Source organism: Tautonia sociabilis, from assembly GCF_003977685.1.
GTDB classification, from domain to species: domain Bacteria; phylum Planctomycetota; class Planctomycetia; order Isosphaerales; family Isosphaeraceae; genus Tautonia; species Tautonia sociabilis.
On sequence record NZ_RYZH01000006.1, the window covers coordinates 1 to 16501 of the forward strand.

Annotated in this window: 13 protein-coding genes; 6 read left to right on the plus strand and 7 right to left on the minus strand. The window is 68.5% G+C overall.

The features are described 5' to 3' along the window. Positions 1 to 269: 269 nt before the first annotated feature. Positions 270 to 1817, minus strand: coding sequence for a sigma-54-dependent transcriptional regulator (locus tag TsocGM_RS04350; protein WP_126724098.1), 1548 nt, complete (start codon positions 1815 to 1817; stop codon positions 270 to 272). Positions 1818 to 2067: 250 nt separating this feature from the next. Continuing rightward, positions 2068 to 2958, minus strand: coding sequence for a tyrosine recombinase XerC (locus TsocGM_RS04355; RefSeq protein ID WP_126724099.1), 891 nt, complete (start codon positions 2956 to 2958; stop codon positions 2068 to 2070). Between the two features lie 1033 nt (positions 2959 to 3991). Between TsocGM_RS04355 and TsocGM_RS04360 the strand changes: the two genes are divergently transcribed. After that, a complete protein-coding gene (locus TsocGM_RS04360; protein WP_233578317.1) occupies positions 3992 to 4477 on the plus strand; it encodes an acyl-CoA thioesterase in 486 nt (161 codons plus the stop codon). Positions 4478 to 4512: 35 nt separating this feature from the next. Here the strand turns inward: TsocGM_RS04360 and TsocGM_RS04365 are convergent, their stop codons facing one another. Beyond that, a complete protein-coding gene (locus TsocGM_RS04365) occupies positions 4513 to 6222 on the minus strand; it encodes an ATP-binding protein (protein WP_126724100.1) in 1710 nt (569 codons plus the stop codon). 337 nt (positions 6223 to 6559) lie between these two features. Between TsocGM_RS04365 and TsocGM_RS04370 the strand changes: the two genes are divergently transcribed. Next, positions 6560 to 7867 carry a lactate racemase domain-containing protein gene (locus TsocGM_RS04370; protein ID WP_126724101.1) on the plus strand — a complete coding sequence of 436 codons (1308 nt, stop codon included), beginning with the start codon at positions 6560 to 6562 and terminating at the stop codon, positions 7865 to 7867. Positions 7868 to 8307: 440 nt separating this feature from the next. Here the strand turns inward: TsocGM_RS04370 and TsocGM_RS04375 are convergent, their stop codons facing one another. Both TsocGM_RS04375 and TsocGM_RS04380 read right to left on the minus strand, forming a co-directional pair. After that, a complete protein-coding gene (locus TsocGM_RS04375; protein WP_126724102.1) occupies positions 8308 to 9246 on the minus strand; it encodes an NUDIX hydrolase in 939 nt (312 codons plus the stop codon). Positions 9247 to 9506: 260 nt separating this feature from the next. Further along, positions 9507 to 10349 (minus strand): HAD family hydrolase, encoded by an 843-nt coding sequence (locus TsocGM_RS04380; protein WP_126724103.1) that lies wholly within the window; start codon positions 10347 to 10349, stop codon positions 9507 to 9509. 158 nt (positions 10350 to 10507) lie between these two features. Here TsocGM_RS04380 and TsocGM_RS04385 point away from each other — a divergent pair, with 158 nt between their 5' ends. Next, on the plus strand, positions 10508 to 11401 hold the full coding sequence (locus TsocGM_RS04385; protein WP_126724104.1) for a sugar phosphate isomerase/epimerase family protein: 894 nt from the start codon (positions 10508 to 10510) through the stop codon (positions 11399 to 11401). 12 nt (positions 11402 to 11413) lie between these two features. On the opposite strand, the gene TsocGM_RS04390 is transcribed toward TsocGM_RS04385, so the two are convergent. After that, positions 11414 to 11809 (minus strand): tetratricopeptide repeat protein, encoded by a 396-nt coding sequence (locus tag TsocGM_RS04390; protein ID WP_126724105.1) that lies wholly within the window; start codon positions 11807 to 11809, stop codon positions 11414 to 11416. Positions 11810 to 11846: 37 nt separating this feature from the next. On the opposite strand from TsocGM_RS04390, the gene TsocGM_RS25780 reads away from it, so the two are divergent. Continuing rightward, positions 11847 to 12011, plus strand: coding sequence for a hypothetical protein (locus TsocGM_RS25780; protein WP_158633375.1), 165 nt, complete (start codon positions 11847 to 11849; stop codon positions 12009 to 12011). Positions 12012 to 12259: 248 nt separating this feature from the next. On the opposite strand, the gene TsocGM_RS04400 is transcribed toward TsocGM_RS25780, so the two are convergent. Then, positions 12260 to 12625 carry a hypothetical protein gene (locus TsocGM_RS04400; RefSeq protein ID WP_126724107.1) on the minus strand — a complete coding sequence of 122 codons (366 nt, stop codon included), beginning with the start codon at positions 12623 to 12625 and terminating at the stop codon, positions 12260 to 12262. A gap of 1735 nt (positions 12626 to 14360) precedes the next feature. Between TsocGM_RS04400 and rimO the strand changes: the two genes are divergently transcribed. Beyond that, positions 14361 to 15809: a 30S ribosomal protein S12 methylthiotransferase RimO gene (rimO, locus tag TsocGM_RS04405; protein ID WP_126724108.1), complete on the plus strand. Its 1449-nt coding sequence runs from the start codon at positions 14361 to 14363 to the stop codon at positions 15807 to 15809. Between the two features lie 78 nt (positions 15810 to 15887). Then, positions 15888 to 16496, plus strand: a complete 609-nt coding sequence (pgsA, locus tag TsocGM_RS04410; RefSeq protein ID WP_233578320.1) for a CDP-diacylglycerol--glycerol-3-phosphate 3-phosphatidyltransferase — start codon at positions 15888 to 15890, stop codon at positions 16494 to 16496. Positions 16497 to 16501 lie beyond the last annotated feature (5 nt).

A 16501-nucleotide genomic window follows, 5' to 3' on the forward strand; every position in this document is an offset into this window, starting at 1 on the left:
AGAGCGTTGACGTACACGACGGGTCGCTGGGAGCAGTTCTGGGGCAGGCTCAGCCGGGAGGGATACCCGGTGGCGGCGTAAGCGAGTCCGGAGGGGCCGCGAACCACATCATTCGTCGGTCACACCCGGTCGATCGCGAGGTCTCGGAGGCTGACTGACTCCTGATCGGCGCCGGCGCGCAAGCAACGACGGCCGACGTCGGAGACCTCGTCCCCGGCCTCGGCCGTCGTCGCGATCCTGGGCCAACCGGAGGGGACCCACCCCCTGAGTCAGTTGGCCCAGACGACCTCGTCGCAGAGCAACCCGTACTTCTTCATCTTCTTGTAGAGCGTGGTCCGGTTGATGTCGAGGACGCGGGCCGTTTCCTGGCGGTTCCAGCCGAGGGCTTCGAGCGCCTCTAGGATGATCCGCTTCTCCGGCTCCTCGAGTGCCTCCTTCAGCGGGCGGATCTGACCGGTACCGACCCGGCCGCCGGGGGTGCGGAGGCCGCCGGACATCGGGTTCGCGGAGACGACAACGCCCAGGTCGCCCGGCTCGATGTAGCGGCCCCGGCAGAGCAGCACCGCGCGTTCGATGGCGGCCTCCAGCTCCTGGACGTTCCCCGGCCAGTGGTAGCGTCGGAGCATCACCAGGGCTTGCGGGGCGAAGCCGATGATCGGCCGGTCGAACCGCTTGGCGGCGCGGGCCCGGAAGTGCTCGGCCAGCCGCTCGATGTCGCTGCCGCGATGCCGGAGTGGAGGCAGCTTCAGGGTGACGACGCTGATCCGGTAGTAGAGGTCCTGGCGGAACCGGCCGCGCTCGACCTGTTCGACCAGATCCTCCCGGGTGCCGAGCACCAGCCGGACATCGGATCGCTCGACGCGGCTCGAGCCGAGGGGCTCGTACTCGCCGTCGCGGAGCAGGCGGAGCAGCCGGCCCTGGAGCTCGGGACCCAGGGTGGCGACGTCGTCGATGTAGAGCGTGCCGCCTCGGGCTCGGGCCAGCTCGCCAGCGGTGGCGGGCCCGACCGCCGGGCGTTCCCCGAAGAGGGCCCGCTCGATCTCCTCGGACGGGTCTCCCAGGCAGCGCAGCTCGATGAAGGGCCCTCGTCCGCGAGGGCTCTGGTGGTGCAGGGTGCGGGCCACCAGGCTCTTCCCCGTGCCGGGCTCGCCGTGGATGAGCACCGGGGCCCGGGTGGCGGCGATCGTCTCGGCCAGCTCGATCGCCTGCCGGAGGCTTTCGTCCTCACCGACGAGGACGGCCTCGGTCCGCTCTGCCCCCGTCCACGACGCGGTGGCCGGGGGGGCGGTGGTCGAGCTGAGGACCGTCCAGCCGTGGCCGGCGTCAGCCTCCACGGTGGCCGGTGAGGCCGAGTTCATCGCGCTCTCGCCGTCCGTCGGGCCGAGGGGCCCGCCGTGGCCGATCGCCGCGGTGGGTCCGTTCCCGAGGGCCGACGAGCGTGGGGCCGGCTCGGCCTGACCCAGCAACTGCGCCACCGCGGCCCGCAACTGAGTGGCGGGCAGCGGGAAGCGGACGACCACCTCGGCGCCGCGCTGGCGCGCTTCCCGGGTGCGCTCGGCGTCGGCGACCGAGAAGAGCAGGATCACCGGCAGGCCGGGGAATTTCCGTTTGACATAGTGCAGCAGTTCCAGGGCATCCGGGTCGTCGGGGTCGACGCCCGCGATCAGCAGGTTGATGTCCCCCCGCTCGAGGCGGCGCACGGCCGCCCGGTCGCTGTCGGCCTCCTCCAACCGGACGCCGAGCGTCTGGAGCATGGAGGTCATCAGCGTGCGCGCCGAGGAATCCGGGTGGACGATCAGGATGCGAGTCTCATTCATGGGAGCATCTCGATGCGAGGCCGCCGCCATCTCCGGCGGGGCTCCAGCGTCTTCCGCGATGGCCGAAGCCCTTCGGCCGACTCGAGCAGGCGCGACGTGACGGTGTCCGCTTCGATCGATCGGGGCCGCGACGGAGCGGCGGGGAGAGTCCCGGGGCCATCAAGGGGCCCTTGGCGGAGGGGTTGGCGGGGGGGCCGGCCCGACTCGGGGGCGGCCAAAGCGAGGGCGAGCCCGGAGGGATGGGCCCGGCTCAGGCGTTCGGTAAGCTTTTCCGGTAGGCTTCCAGCAACCGCTCCCGAGAAACGTGGGTATAAACTTGGGTTGTCGTCAGGCGACGATGCCCCAGCAATTCCTGAACGCTGCGGAGGTCGGCACCCCGGTCGAGCAGGTGCGTGGCGAAGCTGTGCCGCAGGGCGTGGGGGCTGGCCTTGGGATCGAGTCCCAGGGCGAGCAGCCGGGCGCGAAACAGCCGATCGACGCTGCGCGTCGAGAGTCGCTTGCCGTATCGGTTCAGGAAGATCGCCGGTTCGTCGGGCCGGGCCGGGCGACGGGAGGCCAGCCATCGGCCGAGCCAGTAAACCGCTTCCGGCCCGATGGGAGCGAGCCGTTCGCGACGCCCCTTGCCGCGCACCCGGACGGTCCCCCGCTCCGTGTCCAGGTCGTCCAGATCCAGACCGACCAGCTCGGCCACCCGCAGTCCGCCGCCGTAGAGCGTCTCGAACATCGCCCGGTCGCGCAGGTCCAGCGGGGTCGCCGAGGGGATCGACTCCAGCAACCGGATGACGTCCTCGACCCGAAGCGCGCGCGGCAGCCTCCTCGGCTGCTTCGGGTTGCGCAGACTGGCCGTCGGGTCGACCGGCACCGTCCCCTGCCGGCGATGGAAGCGGAAGAACGATCGAAGGCTCGCCAGCCTCCGGGAGATCGTCCCCGCCGAGTAGCCCCGGCCCGACAGCCAGGCCGCATACGCCCGGAGCCGCTTGCCGTCCGAGACGAGCGGATCCGGGGCGTCCTCCCCCGCCGACTCGCCCAGGAACTCCAGGAACACCGCCAGGTCCCCCTGATATCCCCTGAGCGTGTGGGCCGAGGCTCCGCGTTCCCTCCTCAGGTGCTCCAGGAACTCCAAGATCGACGGATGTGTCATCTCCCCGGTCCACCCTCGATCGCACCTCGACTCGCTCTCCCGGACGGACGTCGCCCGGGGCCGTCCCGCTGCCGACCAGGAGTACTGATCGGCAGGACGACCGGCCCGACGACAGCGCGGTGACCGCGGACGCTCGCCCAGCCGGCGATGCCGGCCCTGCGAACCTCCTCGAATCACCCTGTCGGCTTGCCGGAAGCCAGGTCATTGTTTGAATAAGCTCAAGGTTGGCTGATTAAACGTGAGTGGTGATCGTGGGCCTCATGGGGGTGGCTCCGCATCAACGCGAAACCGCCGACTCTACGATGCCCCGCCCTCGCTGTGACCGAATCTCGTGGACTCGGGGTCCTGAGCGGGGGCGATCGCCAGTATGAAAGCCATACCACGAGCATGCGATCCAGGGCGGTCGAACCCGTGAATGATCGAAGAAAACCTATGTCATTCCCGGGGACTCGTCTGAGTCGCGGATGGTCGGTCCCTGAGGGGAGACTGTCGAGCCTAGGCTCGCCCCGATCCCGGGGGGGGGAGGCGTCGAGGTTCGGGTGGTGGGGGCGGGCGCCGGAGTTCAGAGGGGGTGCTCGCCGGGAGCGCAGGCCTGCCGATCTCTTCGACAGGGGTGGAGGTCGGCCGACCGTCTCGCAACCCAGGGCCTCCGGCGTGGTTTGTCCGTCTTGGACCCTGGCGGGGCCGCACCGCGAGGGATCGACGACGGCGCGATCGCACGGGAGGGACCCGAGGCGGAGGGTCTAGAGAAAACCCTGTGCCGGCCCGATCGGAGTCAGGAACTCGACCTCGGTTCGACTCGGGTCGGATCCGACTCCCAGGGGCTCGGCGATCGGTGCTTCGATCGGGGAACCCTGGGCAGACCCGGCGCTCGAGGCACCCAAGCCTCCAGGACGAATCGACGTCGATCAATCGAGCCGAGCGCCCCGGGAACTCACGCCGGGCCGAGTTGCCGACTGGGGACTGCCGTGATAGGCTCGGGGCGATCGGGGACGGCTGGGCCGCCCCTCGGGTCGTTCGGAGGATCGTCGGGATGGCAGCCGAGGAGCCCAGTGAGACCCTCACGCATCGCCTGATCCTCCCCCGGGATGCCAACCACCACGGGACCCTCTACGCCGGAGTGCTGCTGTCCCTGGCGCTGGAGGCAGCCTACGCGACCGGATATCGCGCCGTGGGGGAGTCGGCCAACCTCGTGCTCAAGCGAGTGCTCGACCTGCGGTGCTACGAGCCGGTCCCCGTGGGCCAGGTCGTCGAACTCCGAGGGAGGGAAGTGCATCGCTCCCGGGCCCAGGTCGTCGTCGCCCTGCGGGGAATGCCCCTGGCGGGGAGATCGGACGACTGGATGGATGGGCTGATGCAGTTCGTCCAGGTCGACGCCCACGGCCGTCCCGATCCGATCGATGATCGGGCCGGGAGTGCCCCCGGACCGCTCCCCGAGCGGTGGCGGGAGCTCGGCCAGCGTGCCGGCCGGCTGCTGGCGGTCCGGATCCGGCCGAACGAGGCGAAAGGCGGCCGGTGACGGAGGGGGGCTCCCTCTTCCGGGCGATTGAGCGATCAGTCGCCGCCGGTGGCGAGGCCGTCCTCGTCGGCGGCCTCCTCGGCCGGTCGAATCGGCAGCTCGATGGTGAATCGGGAGCCCTGGCCGGGGGTGGACTCGACGAGGATCCGGCCGCCGTGCTCTCGGACGATCTTGTCCGAGACCGGCAGGCCGAGCCCGGTGCCTCGTGCGCCCTTGGTCGAGGCGAACACCTCGAAGATGGTCGCCTGCTCGGCCTCCGGGATGCCGATGCCGTTGTCCTCCACCGAGATCCGGGCGAGGGTCGCCGTCGGGTCGATCCCGGTTGAGACGACCACCTTCGGATCCGGCCGGCCCTCGGCGGCGTCGAGGGCATTGGTGACGATGTTCAGGACGGCGCGGTGGATGCCGTCGGGGTCGAGCTGGACCTTGGGGAGCTTGTCGGCGGGCCTCCACTCCAGGGTGACGGCGAGCTCGGCGGCTCGGGTTTGCATCAGCTCGACGACGTCGCCGACCACCTCGTTCAGGTCGCTGGGCTCCAGGGCCGGCTCGCGGTCCTTGGAGTAGGAGAGCATGTCCATCACGAGGTTGTAGATCTTGGCCTGATTCTTCTCGACGATCCCCCAGCCCTTGCGGATGATCCCCTCGTCTTGCTGGCTGAGCCCCATCTCGACGAGGTAGCTGCCTCCCTTGATACCCTGCATGATGTTTTTGATGTGATGGCTCAGGGTGGCGATCGTCTGGCCGACGGCCGCCAGCCGCTCGGCCTCCAGCTTGTCTCGGTAAAAGTTGGTGCTCTCGATCGCCATCCCGGCCTGGTGGCCGATGGCGACCATGAGCATCAGGTGCTCCTGGGTGAATTTCCCCTTCGGTCGGCCCCGATCGGGTCCCTCGACCTCGACTTCTCGGGAGCCTCGGACGTCGGCGTACAGGACGCCGAGCGTCGTGTGCCGGCCCTGGACCGGGACGCAGATCGCCTCCCGGATGCCGTAGTCGACGATCGACTGGGAGGGCCCGAAGCGGCGGTCGACGGGGGCGTCGAAGGTGATGACCCCCTGGCCCTCGGTGAGCACGTGGTCGACGATCGACCGGGAGATGCGCATCCGCTCCTCGGGGTCCTCCACCGGGCCTCGCCAGCGGACGGCCTTGGGGTGGAGCTCCCTCCGATCGTCGAAGAGGAGGATGGCGCCCCGGTCGGCTCCGATCGACTCGAAGACCAGTTGGAGGATCTGGGGCAGCAGGGCGTCCGGGTCGAGGACGTGGCTGATCGCCCGGGTCGCCTGGTACATGACCGAGAGGTTGGCCAGGCGGACCTTGAGCCACTCGTTGGCCGACTCGGGTTCCCCGAGCACCCGCTGGCCGTGGCCGACCGGCAGGCTGCGCACGATCTCGGAGCGGTCCTCGGCCCGGGCCAATGCGAGCACGTCGACCCGATCGGTCAGGTCGTCTCGGGAGGCCGGACTGGAGTCGAAGAGAAGGACGGTCGAGCCGATCTGCACGCGGTCGCCGGGGCGGAGCGTCGCCTGGTCGACGAGCTGACCGTTGACGAACGTGCCGTTGGCCGAGCCGAGGTCGACGATCCGGTATCCTTCAGGGCCTTCGGGGCGGACCTCGGCGTGGCGTCGGGAGACCTCGCTGTCGTGCAGCCGGATCGGGCTAGTCCGCTCCCTCCCCAGCGCCGCCGGGCCTCCTGGCAGCTCGAACCGCTTTCCCCGATCGGCCCCCTGGACGACGAACAACGAGGCCACGGCGCACCCTCCCCGGGCCCGGCTCCGGCGGCCGGCCGTCCCCTCGGACCCGACTTCCGTCAGGCTATCGGCCTCCCGCCGGGGCCGTCAATTCCCCTTTGCCGCCGCCGGGAGCCGACCGGAAGGACCGGAGCCGGGTCAGGAGGGCTCGGATCGGTTGCGAAGGCCCCGCATTCTTGCGGCTCGCCGTGGCCAGGAGCGTCTCCCACCCCTTCCAGGAGGCCGTCCCCACCTTGTCTCATCGGTTATGCCCGATTCTAATGAGGGACAGGAGCCCCGTGGGCTTCTTCCCGCCAACGTTCCCCCGCCTCGAACCGCTCGAAGAGGGTCCGCCCCGATGGAGTTCCCGCCGATCGCCCGGGTCCGGCAGACGATCCCCCAGCCCTGTGTCGAGGACGTCGCCGGCACGGTCCGCCGCCTGATCCGGGGGAGCCGGATCGCCGAGCGCGTGCCCGCCGGCGGGAGGGTCGCCGTGGGGGTCGGCAGTCGGGGCATCGCCGCGATCCCGACGATCGCCCGGGCGGCGGTCGACGAGCTGAAGGGGATGGGCTTTCGCCCCTTCATCGTCGCCGCGATGGGCAGCCACGGCGGGGCCACCGCCGAGGGCCAGCGCGAGCTTCTGGCCGGCTATGGCATCACTCCCGATCGGATGGGGGTCGAGGTCCGCACCGAGATGGAGTCGGTCGTCCTCGGGACGAATCCCGTCGGCCTGCCGATCTACTTCGACAAGAACGCCTACGAGGCCGACGGCATCGTGCTGCTCAACCGGGTGAAGCCGCATACGGACTTCACCGCCGATCACGAGTCGGGCATCCTGAAGATGCTGGTCATCGGCCTGGGCAAGCGAGAGGGGGCCAGCCAGGTCCATACCCTCGGCCTGACCGGCATGCGGGAGGTTCTTCCCGCCGTCGGCCGGTTCCTGGTCGAGCACACCCGGTTCGCGCTTGGCCTGGCGATCCTGGAGAACGCGAAGGACGAGCCCGCCGAGATCGTCGCCCTGGAGCCGGAGACGATCTTCGAGCTCGAACCCCAGCTGCTTCGCCGAGCCCGGGAGCTGATGGGGCGCCTGCCGTTCGACCAGATCGATGTGCTGATCGTCGGAGAGCTGGGCAAGAACTATTCCGGTGCGGGAATGGATCCCAATGTCATCGGCCGCCTGATGGTCGAGACGATGCCCGACTTCGACCGGCCGAAGGTCACCCGGCTCGCCGTGCTGGATGTCTCGGAGGAGAGCCACGGCAACATCGTTGGCGTCGGTTTTGCCGACCTGACGACCGAGCGCCTGGTGAAGAAGATGGACCCGGAGCCCTTCCGGATCAACGTGCTCACCTCGTGCTTTCTCGAGCGCGCCCGCATTCCGATCACCCTGCCCACCGATCGCGACGTGCTCCGCGTCTGCCTGGAGACGTGCTGGCGGATCCGGCCGGAGGAGGCCCGCGTCGTCTTCATCCCCAACACGCTGGAGGTCGACACCCTCTGGGTCTCTCCCGCGATGAAGGCCGACGTAGAGGCTCACCCCCACCTCACGTTCGAGACCGACTTCCAGCCCATCCCCCTCGATCCCGCTGGCACCCTGGACCAGGAAGGGCTCTTCCCCCACAGCGTCCGGGGTCGGCGATCCGCCGGCGCCTACGTCGCCGGCTGAATCGCGCCGCTGCCGGTTCGCGCCTCCGGGATCGTCGCTCGCTCTCCCGCGGTCGGGACGAGGAGGCGGAGGTCGGCCGCCTCGCTCGGCGGTCGAGCCGACCTCCCGAACGATCGAGCCAACCGAGCCTGCCAGGCCGAATCGGACCCAGACAAGCGGAAGGCCGGCGGTCGAGTCCGGCCCTGGTGAGCTGGCCGATTGTCGAGCGGCGGCCGGCTCATCGCCTCGGATACCGGAGGAGGATCGGTACTTGGCCGGGCCCTGCCTCCTGACCGATCCACCGCAAGGGCCCTCCCCAGGCGCTCTACCCGTTTCCTCGGACCCGATGCCCTCGATCTCCGTTCAGGATCTTCGCGAGCCCGGGATCCACGAACGTTCCCCCGGATCGCTTGAGACGTGCTCCGCCCTGAGCCGGGAGGGCTTCGCTTCAAGGGGGAGGATCAGCCCTGGGAAACCCAGAGCACCAACGCCCCTCCGACCCAAAGGAACAGGGCGAGGCCGAAGCTGGCGAGGAGCCGGATCAGGCTTCGTCGGGCGAGGCGGGGCCTGGAGCGGGAGAGGATGGAGCGGGGTCGGGGATCGAGGACGCGATCGACGAGGAGGTAGGACGGGAGCAGGAGCATCAGGTACAGCAGGAAGAGACTGATCGGCGGGTCGATCGCGGAGATCCAGCGGATCGAGCCCAGGACGAGGGCGACGACGGAGACGGCGATCATCACCGAGGAGAGGTTGAGCTGGCGGTCGGCCGGGCGGAAGACCTCGGGGAGCTCCAGGGGGGTGTCGGGGAGTTCGGAGACGAGCCACCAGAGCAGGCCCTGAACGCAGAGCGCGTGGCTGATCCGGCCGTCCCGGAGGAGGCGGGGGACTTCCCGAGCGGGGACGAGCTCCAGACGCAGCTCCTCGCCCTCGTCGCACGTCGGCTCCGAGACGCGGCGGGCGTTGGTGATCAGGATGGTGCTGATCCGGGAGGTGAGCAGCGATGGGCAGGACCAGACCGTGTTGAGCAACACCGGCGGGTCGCCGGCGTATCCGGTTTCCTCCAGCAGCTCCCGGGCGCCGGCGGCCAGGGGATCTTCCCCCGGGTCGAGCAGCCCGCCAGGCGTCTCCAGGCTGTCTCGTCCGGAGCCGGCGCGAAACTGGTCGACCAGGAGGAGGCGGCGATCCGGTGTGAGGGCGATCACGTTGACCGCATCCGCCAGGTGGACCACGTAGAACTCATGCACCAGGCCCGAACGCCGAGATCGATACCGCTCCCGACGGAGGCTGAACAGCCAGTTCTCCTCGATCGTGGCGTCCCCCTCCGGCTCTCGGGACCAGGACGCCGGCGGGGTGGAGCGGGAGGGAGTCTGGGAGTGGCTGGGCTCGGGGTCGGAACGCATGGCGGGCTCTCGTCGGTTTCGGCGACGGATCCTCCTCTCGGATCCGTCGGCGGGAGGGGAGGTCGAGTGGGGGAGGACGTTCACGAGCCGATGGTAGGTGATTGAGGCTCGCTGGGTGTCGTCACCGGGCGGCTGATGGCGGTCGCTTGTCCGATGGAGGAGGAGGGACGGGGGTCGGACGCGATCCTCGGTGCCGGTCAATTGGCCTGATCCCCGGGCAGCATCTCGTGGAGATCGGGCATCGCTCGCCATCGCCCTCCTCAGGAGAGGAGCACCTCGTCGATGACGGCCGCCACCCCGTCGGCCTCGAACTCGGGGGCGACGAGGTCGGCGGCGAGGCGGACGACCTCAGGGGCCTGGCCCATGGCGACGCCGAGGCCGGCGCCCCGGATCATGGGGAGGTCGTTGACATCGTCGCCGACGGCGGCGATCGCCTCGGGGCCGATCCCCCAGCGCTCGGCCAGGTGGAGCACGGCCGACCACTTGCTGGCCTCGGGGTGGAGGATCTCGCACATCGTCCCGGGATAGGCGGAGGTGTGCAACACGAAGGTGCGAATCGACTCGGGCACGGCGTCGAGCAGCGCGGCCTCGACCTCGAGCATCGCCTCCCGTTCTCCGACGGCGAAGAGGTGGAAGTGGGAGTCGTCGCCGGGCCGGTTCATCCAGTCCGGGTCGACCAGGGCGTAGGGCCCGTTCCGCTCCACGAAGTCGTCGAACAGGAGGCGGCCGGTCGGCCGGGCGGGCACGAGGAAGTCGGGGGGGGATTCGGCGTGGTCGACGATCGAAACCGCCGGTTCACCCAGTCGTCTCAGCTCGGAGAGCACCGCCCCGGCCAGCTCCGGACCGAGTCCCGCCCGCCAGAGCGTGGCGTGGGTTCCGGTTTCCTTGACCAGAGCGCCGGAGTTGCACACGACCGGGGCGTCGAGGCCCAGTTGCCGGGCCACCGGCAAGGCCCTCCGGTAGCGTCTCCCGGTACAGAGGACCGGGCGAATCCCTGCGGCGGCGGCTCGGGAGACGGCGGCGGCGGTGCTCGGCCGGAGGACGCCGTCCTTGCCGATGAGGGTGCCGTCCACGTCGAGGGCGAGAAGCTTGAATTGGGGCATCGGCTCGGCGAAGGTGGGGCGGTCCGGACTCCCGGGAGATGGTCATGGTAGGCCGCTCAGGGGCGTCCGGCAATCGATCCTTCCCGACCCCGCTCTCCCGACGGTCGCGATCTCCTCCGGAAGGTGAGAGCCTGGCTGTCCCTCGGAGCTTGACGACCATGTTCACCGCGATCCTGGCCCCGATGCTGCTCTGGACGCCGCTCGCGTCTTCGACCGCGCCGGGGGCCGACGACCCGGACGGCCTGTTCGCCCGGGAGAATCTGGTCGCCTGGTGCATCGTGCCGTTCGACGCTTCGAAGCGGGGGCCGGAGGAGCGGGCCGCGATGCTCGACCGGCTCGGAATCCGTCGCCTCGCCTACGACTGGCGGGCGGAGCACCTGCCAACGTTCGACGAGGAGCTGGAGGCCCTCGACCGCCACAGCATCGAGCTGACCGCGCTCTGGTTCCCCGGGACGATGGACGCCGACGCGAGGTTCCTGCTCGATCGCATCGCCGCCCGGGGCCTGACCCCGCAGCTCTGGGTGACGGGAGGAGGAGAGCCGACCTCCTCGCCGGAGGAACAGGCCGCCCGAATCGCCGCCGAGGCCGACCGCATCCGGCCGATCGCCGAGGCCGCCGCCAAGGTCGGTTGCTCGGTCGCCCTCTACAACCACGGCGGCTGGTTCGGCGAGCCGGAGAACCAGATTGCCGTCATCGAGGCCCTCAACCTGCCGAACGTCGGCCTCGTGTACAACCTGCATCACGGCCACCCGCACCTTGACCGATTCCCCGAGCTCCTGGAGGCGATGAGGCCGCACCTGCTCGCCCTGAACCTCAACGGCATGGACCGCGACGGCGAGGCGAAGGGCCGCAAGATCCTCGTGATCGGCCAGGGCGAGGAGGACCTCCTCCTGCTCCGCACGATCCGGGAGAGCGGCTGGACCGGCCCCGTCGGCATCCTCGACCACGTCCCCGAGGCGGACGCCGAGGCCCAGCTCCGGGCGAACCTGGAGGGCCTGGACCACCTCCTCGATCATCTTGATCGCGAGGTCGGAACGCCGGGCCCGCGTTAAGGACGGCCGAGGTCACTCCGAGGGGTTCGTCTGGCCGGGCGATCCGTCCGAGTCGGGCACGAGCATCCGCCAGCCCTCCGCTTCCCGTTCCCAGCCGAGTTGCTCGCAGAGCAGGGCCAGGTGCTCGACGGCGATCCGAAACGCTCCTGGTTCGGCGTCGGGCTGCTTGACGACGTCGAGATAGGAGTCCAGGGCCTCCTTAAGCTCGGCACCGGCCTCCTTGAGTCTCCGGTGGATCGCGAGGTGCTCGGCGGCGCGGTCGGTCTGGCCGAATCGGTTGGCGATGATCGCCAGCCGGTAGTGGTATTCCGGCTCAAACGGCTCGAAGAGGATCGCCTCGGTGAAGGCGGCGGCGGCCCCGTCGAGGTCGTCCTCCTGCTCCCGGTCGAATCCGAACCGATTCGGCAAAGACCCCTTCGCAGTCTTGGTCGAGCGGCACGAGCAGATGCTGCTTGGCGCCTACCGCTGGCGGTTCAGCGACCCGCGTGTGGGCGACGACACCCTCCAGGCCACCTTCCTCATGCTGGCAGGGCGGATCTCGAGCATCCCGGGCCGGAAAGGGGTCGAGAACCGGCGTTCGAGGTCGGTTTGCAAGCTCCTTGCAAGGTGAGAGTTCGCGAAGCCCGGTGGGGAGTCGGTCAGAGACGGCGTGGATTTCCGGAGCGTTCCCCTCGGGGGAGGTACTCCTCGAGCGAGCCGTCTCGGATCCTCTCGGAGATTGAACTGTGACTTGGCATGATACAACGAGGACAATTGAACCGTAATTTGATGTGATATAACGACACGCGGGCAGGGAACCGCCGTGACAGCCCCGATACCAGATACAATTCGGGGCCGTCACGGGTTATCGGCAAGTCCTCACCACGGCCGATCAACTCGATAGGCCGTGACGACAGCTATCCTCCGGAATTCACTCAGAAAAGTGTTTGGATCCAATTGACCGCCCAATCCAAACCAGCTACTTTCTGCTTGAATACGTAGATCGTGTCGTAGCCCCCAACGGAGACGTCGGACATCGCGGCGCAGGGGGGAGAGAATGCATAAGGTCCCCGTCAGGTTGTAGGTCTTCACTTTATTCGTGGTGGCGTTGATCCCGTGGCCACCGATGACGCTGCCTCCGGTGTCGATGTATGCGACGGCGATCGTCCCATTGGTCCGCCCCATCGCGACCCGAGCATTAGCCCCTGCGTCGACCAAAATTGGTGCGGAGTCGTTGATCTTCAAGTAGACCGTTCTGGTGTTGGAATTATTCGGGTTGGGGGCGATCCATACAATCGCAGAGTTCCCGTTGTCGTCGACGTCGTTGCATGGGAGACTGCCACTGGCAAACGGGACAGGGGAAGCCCCATTACGAGAAACTACATCAGCGAGCCAGTGCCGCTCTTGAAAACAATATCGACGTATTGGCCGTTGCGGTCGACGGCGACCCTCGGATCAGTGCTTCCTGGGAACTGGGCGAGTGCTGTGATTCCGGTTAGTAGCGCAAATGTTGCAATCATGTTGTTTCCTCCGTGGAATGCGCGGACGCTGAACCAGCCCTTCGATAATGAAGAACAGGTTCGTCGTCGGTGAGAACTCCGAATCGCTCCGCGAACGATCTCTAGCCGAGCCGCTTTCGGCCCGCGCATTTCGTCTGCAGCATAGCCTCCTCCGGTCTGTTCTCGTAGAACCGGCGGCTCGCTATGGCCGAGTCTTGCTTGTTCAAGCGATCGCGCATTGCATGCGCGGGATAGAATAAAGTCAAGAAAAAAGTAGGCGAGTTCGCGAAAATCGATGGTCGGTTGAGAGCAGCACTGTTGTATGTGCAGTCGATCGTTGTCCACTCGGCTGTGGGTAAGGAAAACCCTGACGGCGTCAGAATCGTCGGTGATCGCTCCCGGGAGGCCTCGCTCCGGCCCGGATCTGGACTCATCCCGCATCTCGTGACCTGGCATATGAGGAGGTCGGAAGAGATCGGTGTTGTTCGTTTTGAGTCGAACTCGCGTGGCCTGGAGCTGGATACGGTCGCCGTCGCCAGCTGCGGGGGCGCGGGGCGCTCGAGCGGCCCAACCGCCGCATCGGAGAGACGAACATCGACCGGAGGAGAGGCCGATCGGGAAGGGACTCGCACGGAGCCGAGCCACCGATTCTGGCAGAACAGCTCCCATTTTGTTATGAGCGAGGTGTTTCGGGCACAGCTCGGCCGGTCGAGCCTGTCGGGGTGGAGTCGCGACGCTCGATTACTACCTCGACCGCGGCAGTGATGGCGACATTGAACCGTTCTTCGCCTAGGGCGATCCCTTGCCGGTCGGTTCGCCAGGGACACTACCCGGCCGACGTGGCGCTGGAGATCCTCGGGTCGGCTGGTTCGAGGGGGGGGGGAGGATGCTCCGGAACCGGGCTGACGAGTCCCGAGGGGCGGCCCGGGCCCCGCTCGGGGAGCCCCGGCATCATGGCCTCGAGTGTCGGATCGAACCGGATTGATCCTCAATGACCTCCAGTAGCAATTCGAGGTGATCGCATGCGGAATCGCATCTGGGCGTCGATGGCCCTCTCCATCCTGATCGGCTGCGGAGGGGGGGATGAAGGACCCGAAGCCGGGGCTCCCGATCCCGGCGTCCCCTCGGGGCCGGTGTCGGGCCCGGGAGAGGGGGCCGATCCCGAAGTCCAGGGGGGTGGGGGCGGTGCTCCGAAGGGAATGACCGGCCCCTCGGAGCGGCCTCCGGGGTATCCTGCCCCCGTTTCCCCGAAGGCGGAGGAACCGGCCGAGGAACCGGCCGACGAGGTCACGGCCGATCCTGCCGGGGACCCGAACGGCTGAGCACTCCCGGCCTTCCCGAGTCGCGCCGACCGATTCCAACGGTGGTCGGCGATTCCTCCATCGATTCCTCGGACCTCGGGCTCCTGGAATCGGGCGGCCTTGGCGGTAGCGGTGGCCCTCGCCTATGATGGGGGGTCACCAACCAGGAGCCGAGCCGGGATGAGATCAGACCAAGACGCGCCCCCGAAGACGTTCGCCTTCGTCAGCCTGGGCTGTCCGAAGAACACGGTCGACTCCGAGCGGATGCTCGGCCTGCTGGCGCAGGACGGCTATGTGCCGGTTCGGGAGCCGGACGGCGCGGACCTCGTGATCGTCAACACGTGCGGGTTCATCGACGCCGCCCGGGCCGAGAGCCTGGCGGTGATCCGGGAGATGATCGACCGCAAGCAGGCCGGGCAGATCAAGGGGGTGGTCGTTGCCGGCTGCCTGGCCGAGCGGCAGAAGGAGCTGCTGCTGGAGGAGGTGCCCGAGGTCGACCAGATCATCGGCGTCTTCGGCCGGGAGGAGATCGTCAAGGCCGCCGATCGCATCCTCGGCGGCCTGGACGAGCAGCGGACCATCTTCAATCCCGCCCCCATCCGGGCGCTCGACGATACGGCCCGGCTCCGCATCACGCCTCGCCACCTGGCGTACCTCAAGGTCTCCGAGGGTTGCAGCCGCTTCTGCACCTTCTGCGCGATCCCTTACATGCGGGGCAAGCACGTCACCAAGCCGATCGAGGCGGTCGTCGCTGAGGCGAGGGAGCTGGCTGCCGATGGCGTGGTCGAGCTGAACCTCGTGGCGCAGGACATGACGTATTACGGTGTCGACCTCTACGGCCGTCCCCGGCTGGCCGAGCTGCTCCGGGAGCTGGACGAGGTCGACGGCATCCGCTGGATCCGCATCCTCTACAACTATCCGAATTACTTCTCGGACGAGTTGTACGAGGCGCTGTCGGGATGCAAGAAGGTCATCCCGTACCTGGACATGCCGCTCCAGCACGTCAACGACCGCATGCTCAAGCTGATGAACCGCCGGCACACCCGGGCCGAGACGGAGGAAATCATCCGTCGGCTCCGAGAGGCGATGCCCGGTCTGGTGCTGCGGACGACCTTCATCGTCGGGTTCCCGGGGGAAACCGACGAGGAGTTCGAGGAGCTGCTGGCGTTCGTCGAGCAGACGAAGTTCGAGCGGCTGGGAGCCTTCCCCTACTCCCTGGAACCCGACACCCCAGCCGCCAAGCTGCCCGACCACCTGCCCGAGGAGGTTCGGCGGGAACGCCGGGATCGCCTGATGGCCGCCCAGCAGCCGATCGCCTTCGGGTTCAATGCCTCGCTGGTGGGGAGGACGCTCGACATCCTGATCGACGCGCCGGCGCCGGCGGAGCTGGGCCCCGGGGTCTGGTCGGGACGGTCGTATGCCGACGCCCCGGACGTGGACGGCCTGGTGTTCGTCCGAGATCGGGACCTCCGGCCGGGGGACCTCGTCTCCTGCGAGATCCTCTCGAGCGAGGGGTATGATCTCGTCGCCCGGCCGATCGAGGGGGCTTCCCCAAGGCGGAAGGGACGGAGCCGCCCGAGGCCGAGGAAAGCGCCGCCGGCCTCCCCGTTCACGATCCTGCCGGGCTAATCGACCGGGGGGAGGGGCTCGGGCCGTGCGTGGCCGGGTGGCAGGGGATCGAAGACCAAGAGCCGAGGGGGGCGGGCCATGAGCGTCGAGGCGGGGCCGGGGCCGAAGACGAGAACGTCGATGGGGATTGTCAACGTCCCGAACGGGCTGAGCGTCTCTCGATTGTTCCTGGGCGCCTCGGCACTCGGGTTGATCCATGCCGGAATGTTCGGCTGGGCGCTGGTTCTCTTCCTGCTGGCGGCGATCACCGATACGCTCGACGGTTACGTCGCCCGGCTGCTCCACCAGGAGACCGCGTTCGGCCGCCAGCTCGACCCGATGATCGACAAGCTGCTGATCGCCGCGGTGCTGATCTTCCTTGTCGCCGTGCCCGGCGGCGGGGTGCCGGCCTGGATGGTGGCGGTGATCGTGAGCCGGGAGCTGATCATCCAGTGGCTCCGGAGCATGATGGAGGGCAAGGGAGTGGCCTTTGGGGCGAAGTCGGCCGGCAAGTTGAAGACGGTGCTCCAGTGCGCCGCGATCGTGGCCGCGCTGCTCGCCCTGGCGATGGCCCCGGACGCACCGTCCTGGGTGGTGAGTGCCCGGGACGTGTTGCTCTGGGCGGCGGTCCTGCTGACGATTTATAGTGGAGTGGAGTACTTCGCAGCCGCCGCCCCCCTCCTCCGAGAGGATCGGGCCGGGGGCTGACCCGA

What these genes read in the sequence shown, in the direction of transcription:
- TsocGM_RS04360 (WP_233578317.1), top strand. Translation starts at nt 3,992, where the DNA reads ATGGCAGCCGAGGAGCCCAGTGAGACCCTCACGCATCGCCTGATCCTC.
- TsocGM_RS04380 (WP_126724103.1), bottom strand. Translation starts at nt 10,349, where the DNA reads ATGCCCCAATTCAAGCTTCTCGCCCTCGACGTGGACGGCACCCTCATC.
- TsocGM_RS04370 (WP_126724101.1), top strand. Translation starts at nt 6,560, where the DNA reads ATGGAGTTCCCGCCGATCGCCCGGGTCCGGCAGACGATCCCCCAGCCC.
- TsocGM_RS04355 (WP_126724099.1), bottom strand. Translation starts at nt 2,958, where the DNA reads ATGACACATCCGTCGATCTTGGAGTTCCTGGAGCACCTGAGGAGGGAA.
- TsocGM_RS04385 (WP_126724104.1), top strand. Translation starts at nt 10,508, where the DNA reads ATGTTCACCGCGATCCTGGCCCCGATGCTGCTCTGGACGCCGCTCGCG.
- TsocGM_RS04350 (WP_126724098.1), bottom strand. Translation starts at nt 1,817, where the DNA reads ATGAATGAGACTCGCATCCTGATCGTCCACCCGGATTCCTCGGCGCGC.
- pgsA (WP_233578320.1), top strand. Translation starts at nt 15,888, where the DNA reads ATGAGCGTCGAGGCGGGGCCGGGGCCGAAGACGAGAACGTCGATGGGG.
- TsocGM_RS25780 (WP_158633375.1), top strand. Translation starts at nt 11,847, where the DNA reads ATGCTGCTTGGCGCCTACCGCTGGCGGTTCAGCGACCCGCGTGTGGGC.
- rimO (WP_126724108.1), top strand. Translation starts at nt 14,361, where the DNA reads ATGAGATCAGACCAAGACGCGCCCCCGAAGACGTTCGCCTTCGTCAGC.
- TsocGM_RS04375 (WP_126724102.1), bottom strand. Translation starts at nt 9,246, where the DNA reads ATGCGTTCCGACCCCGAGCCCAGCCACTCCCAGACTCCCTCCCGCTCC.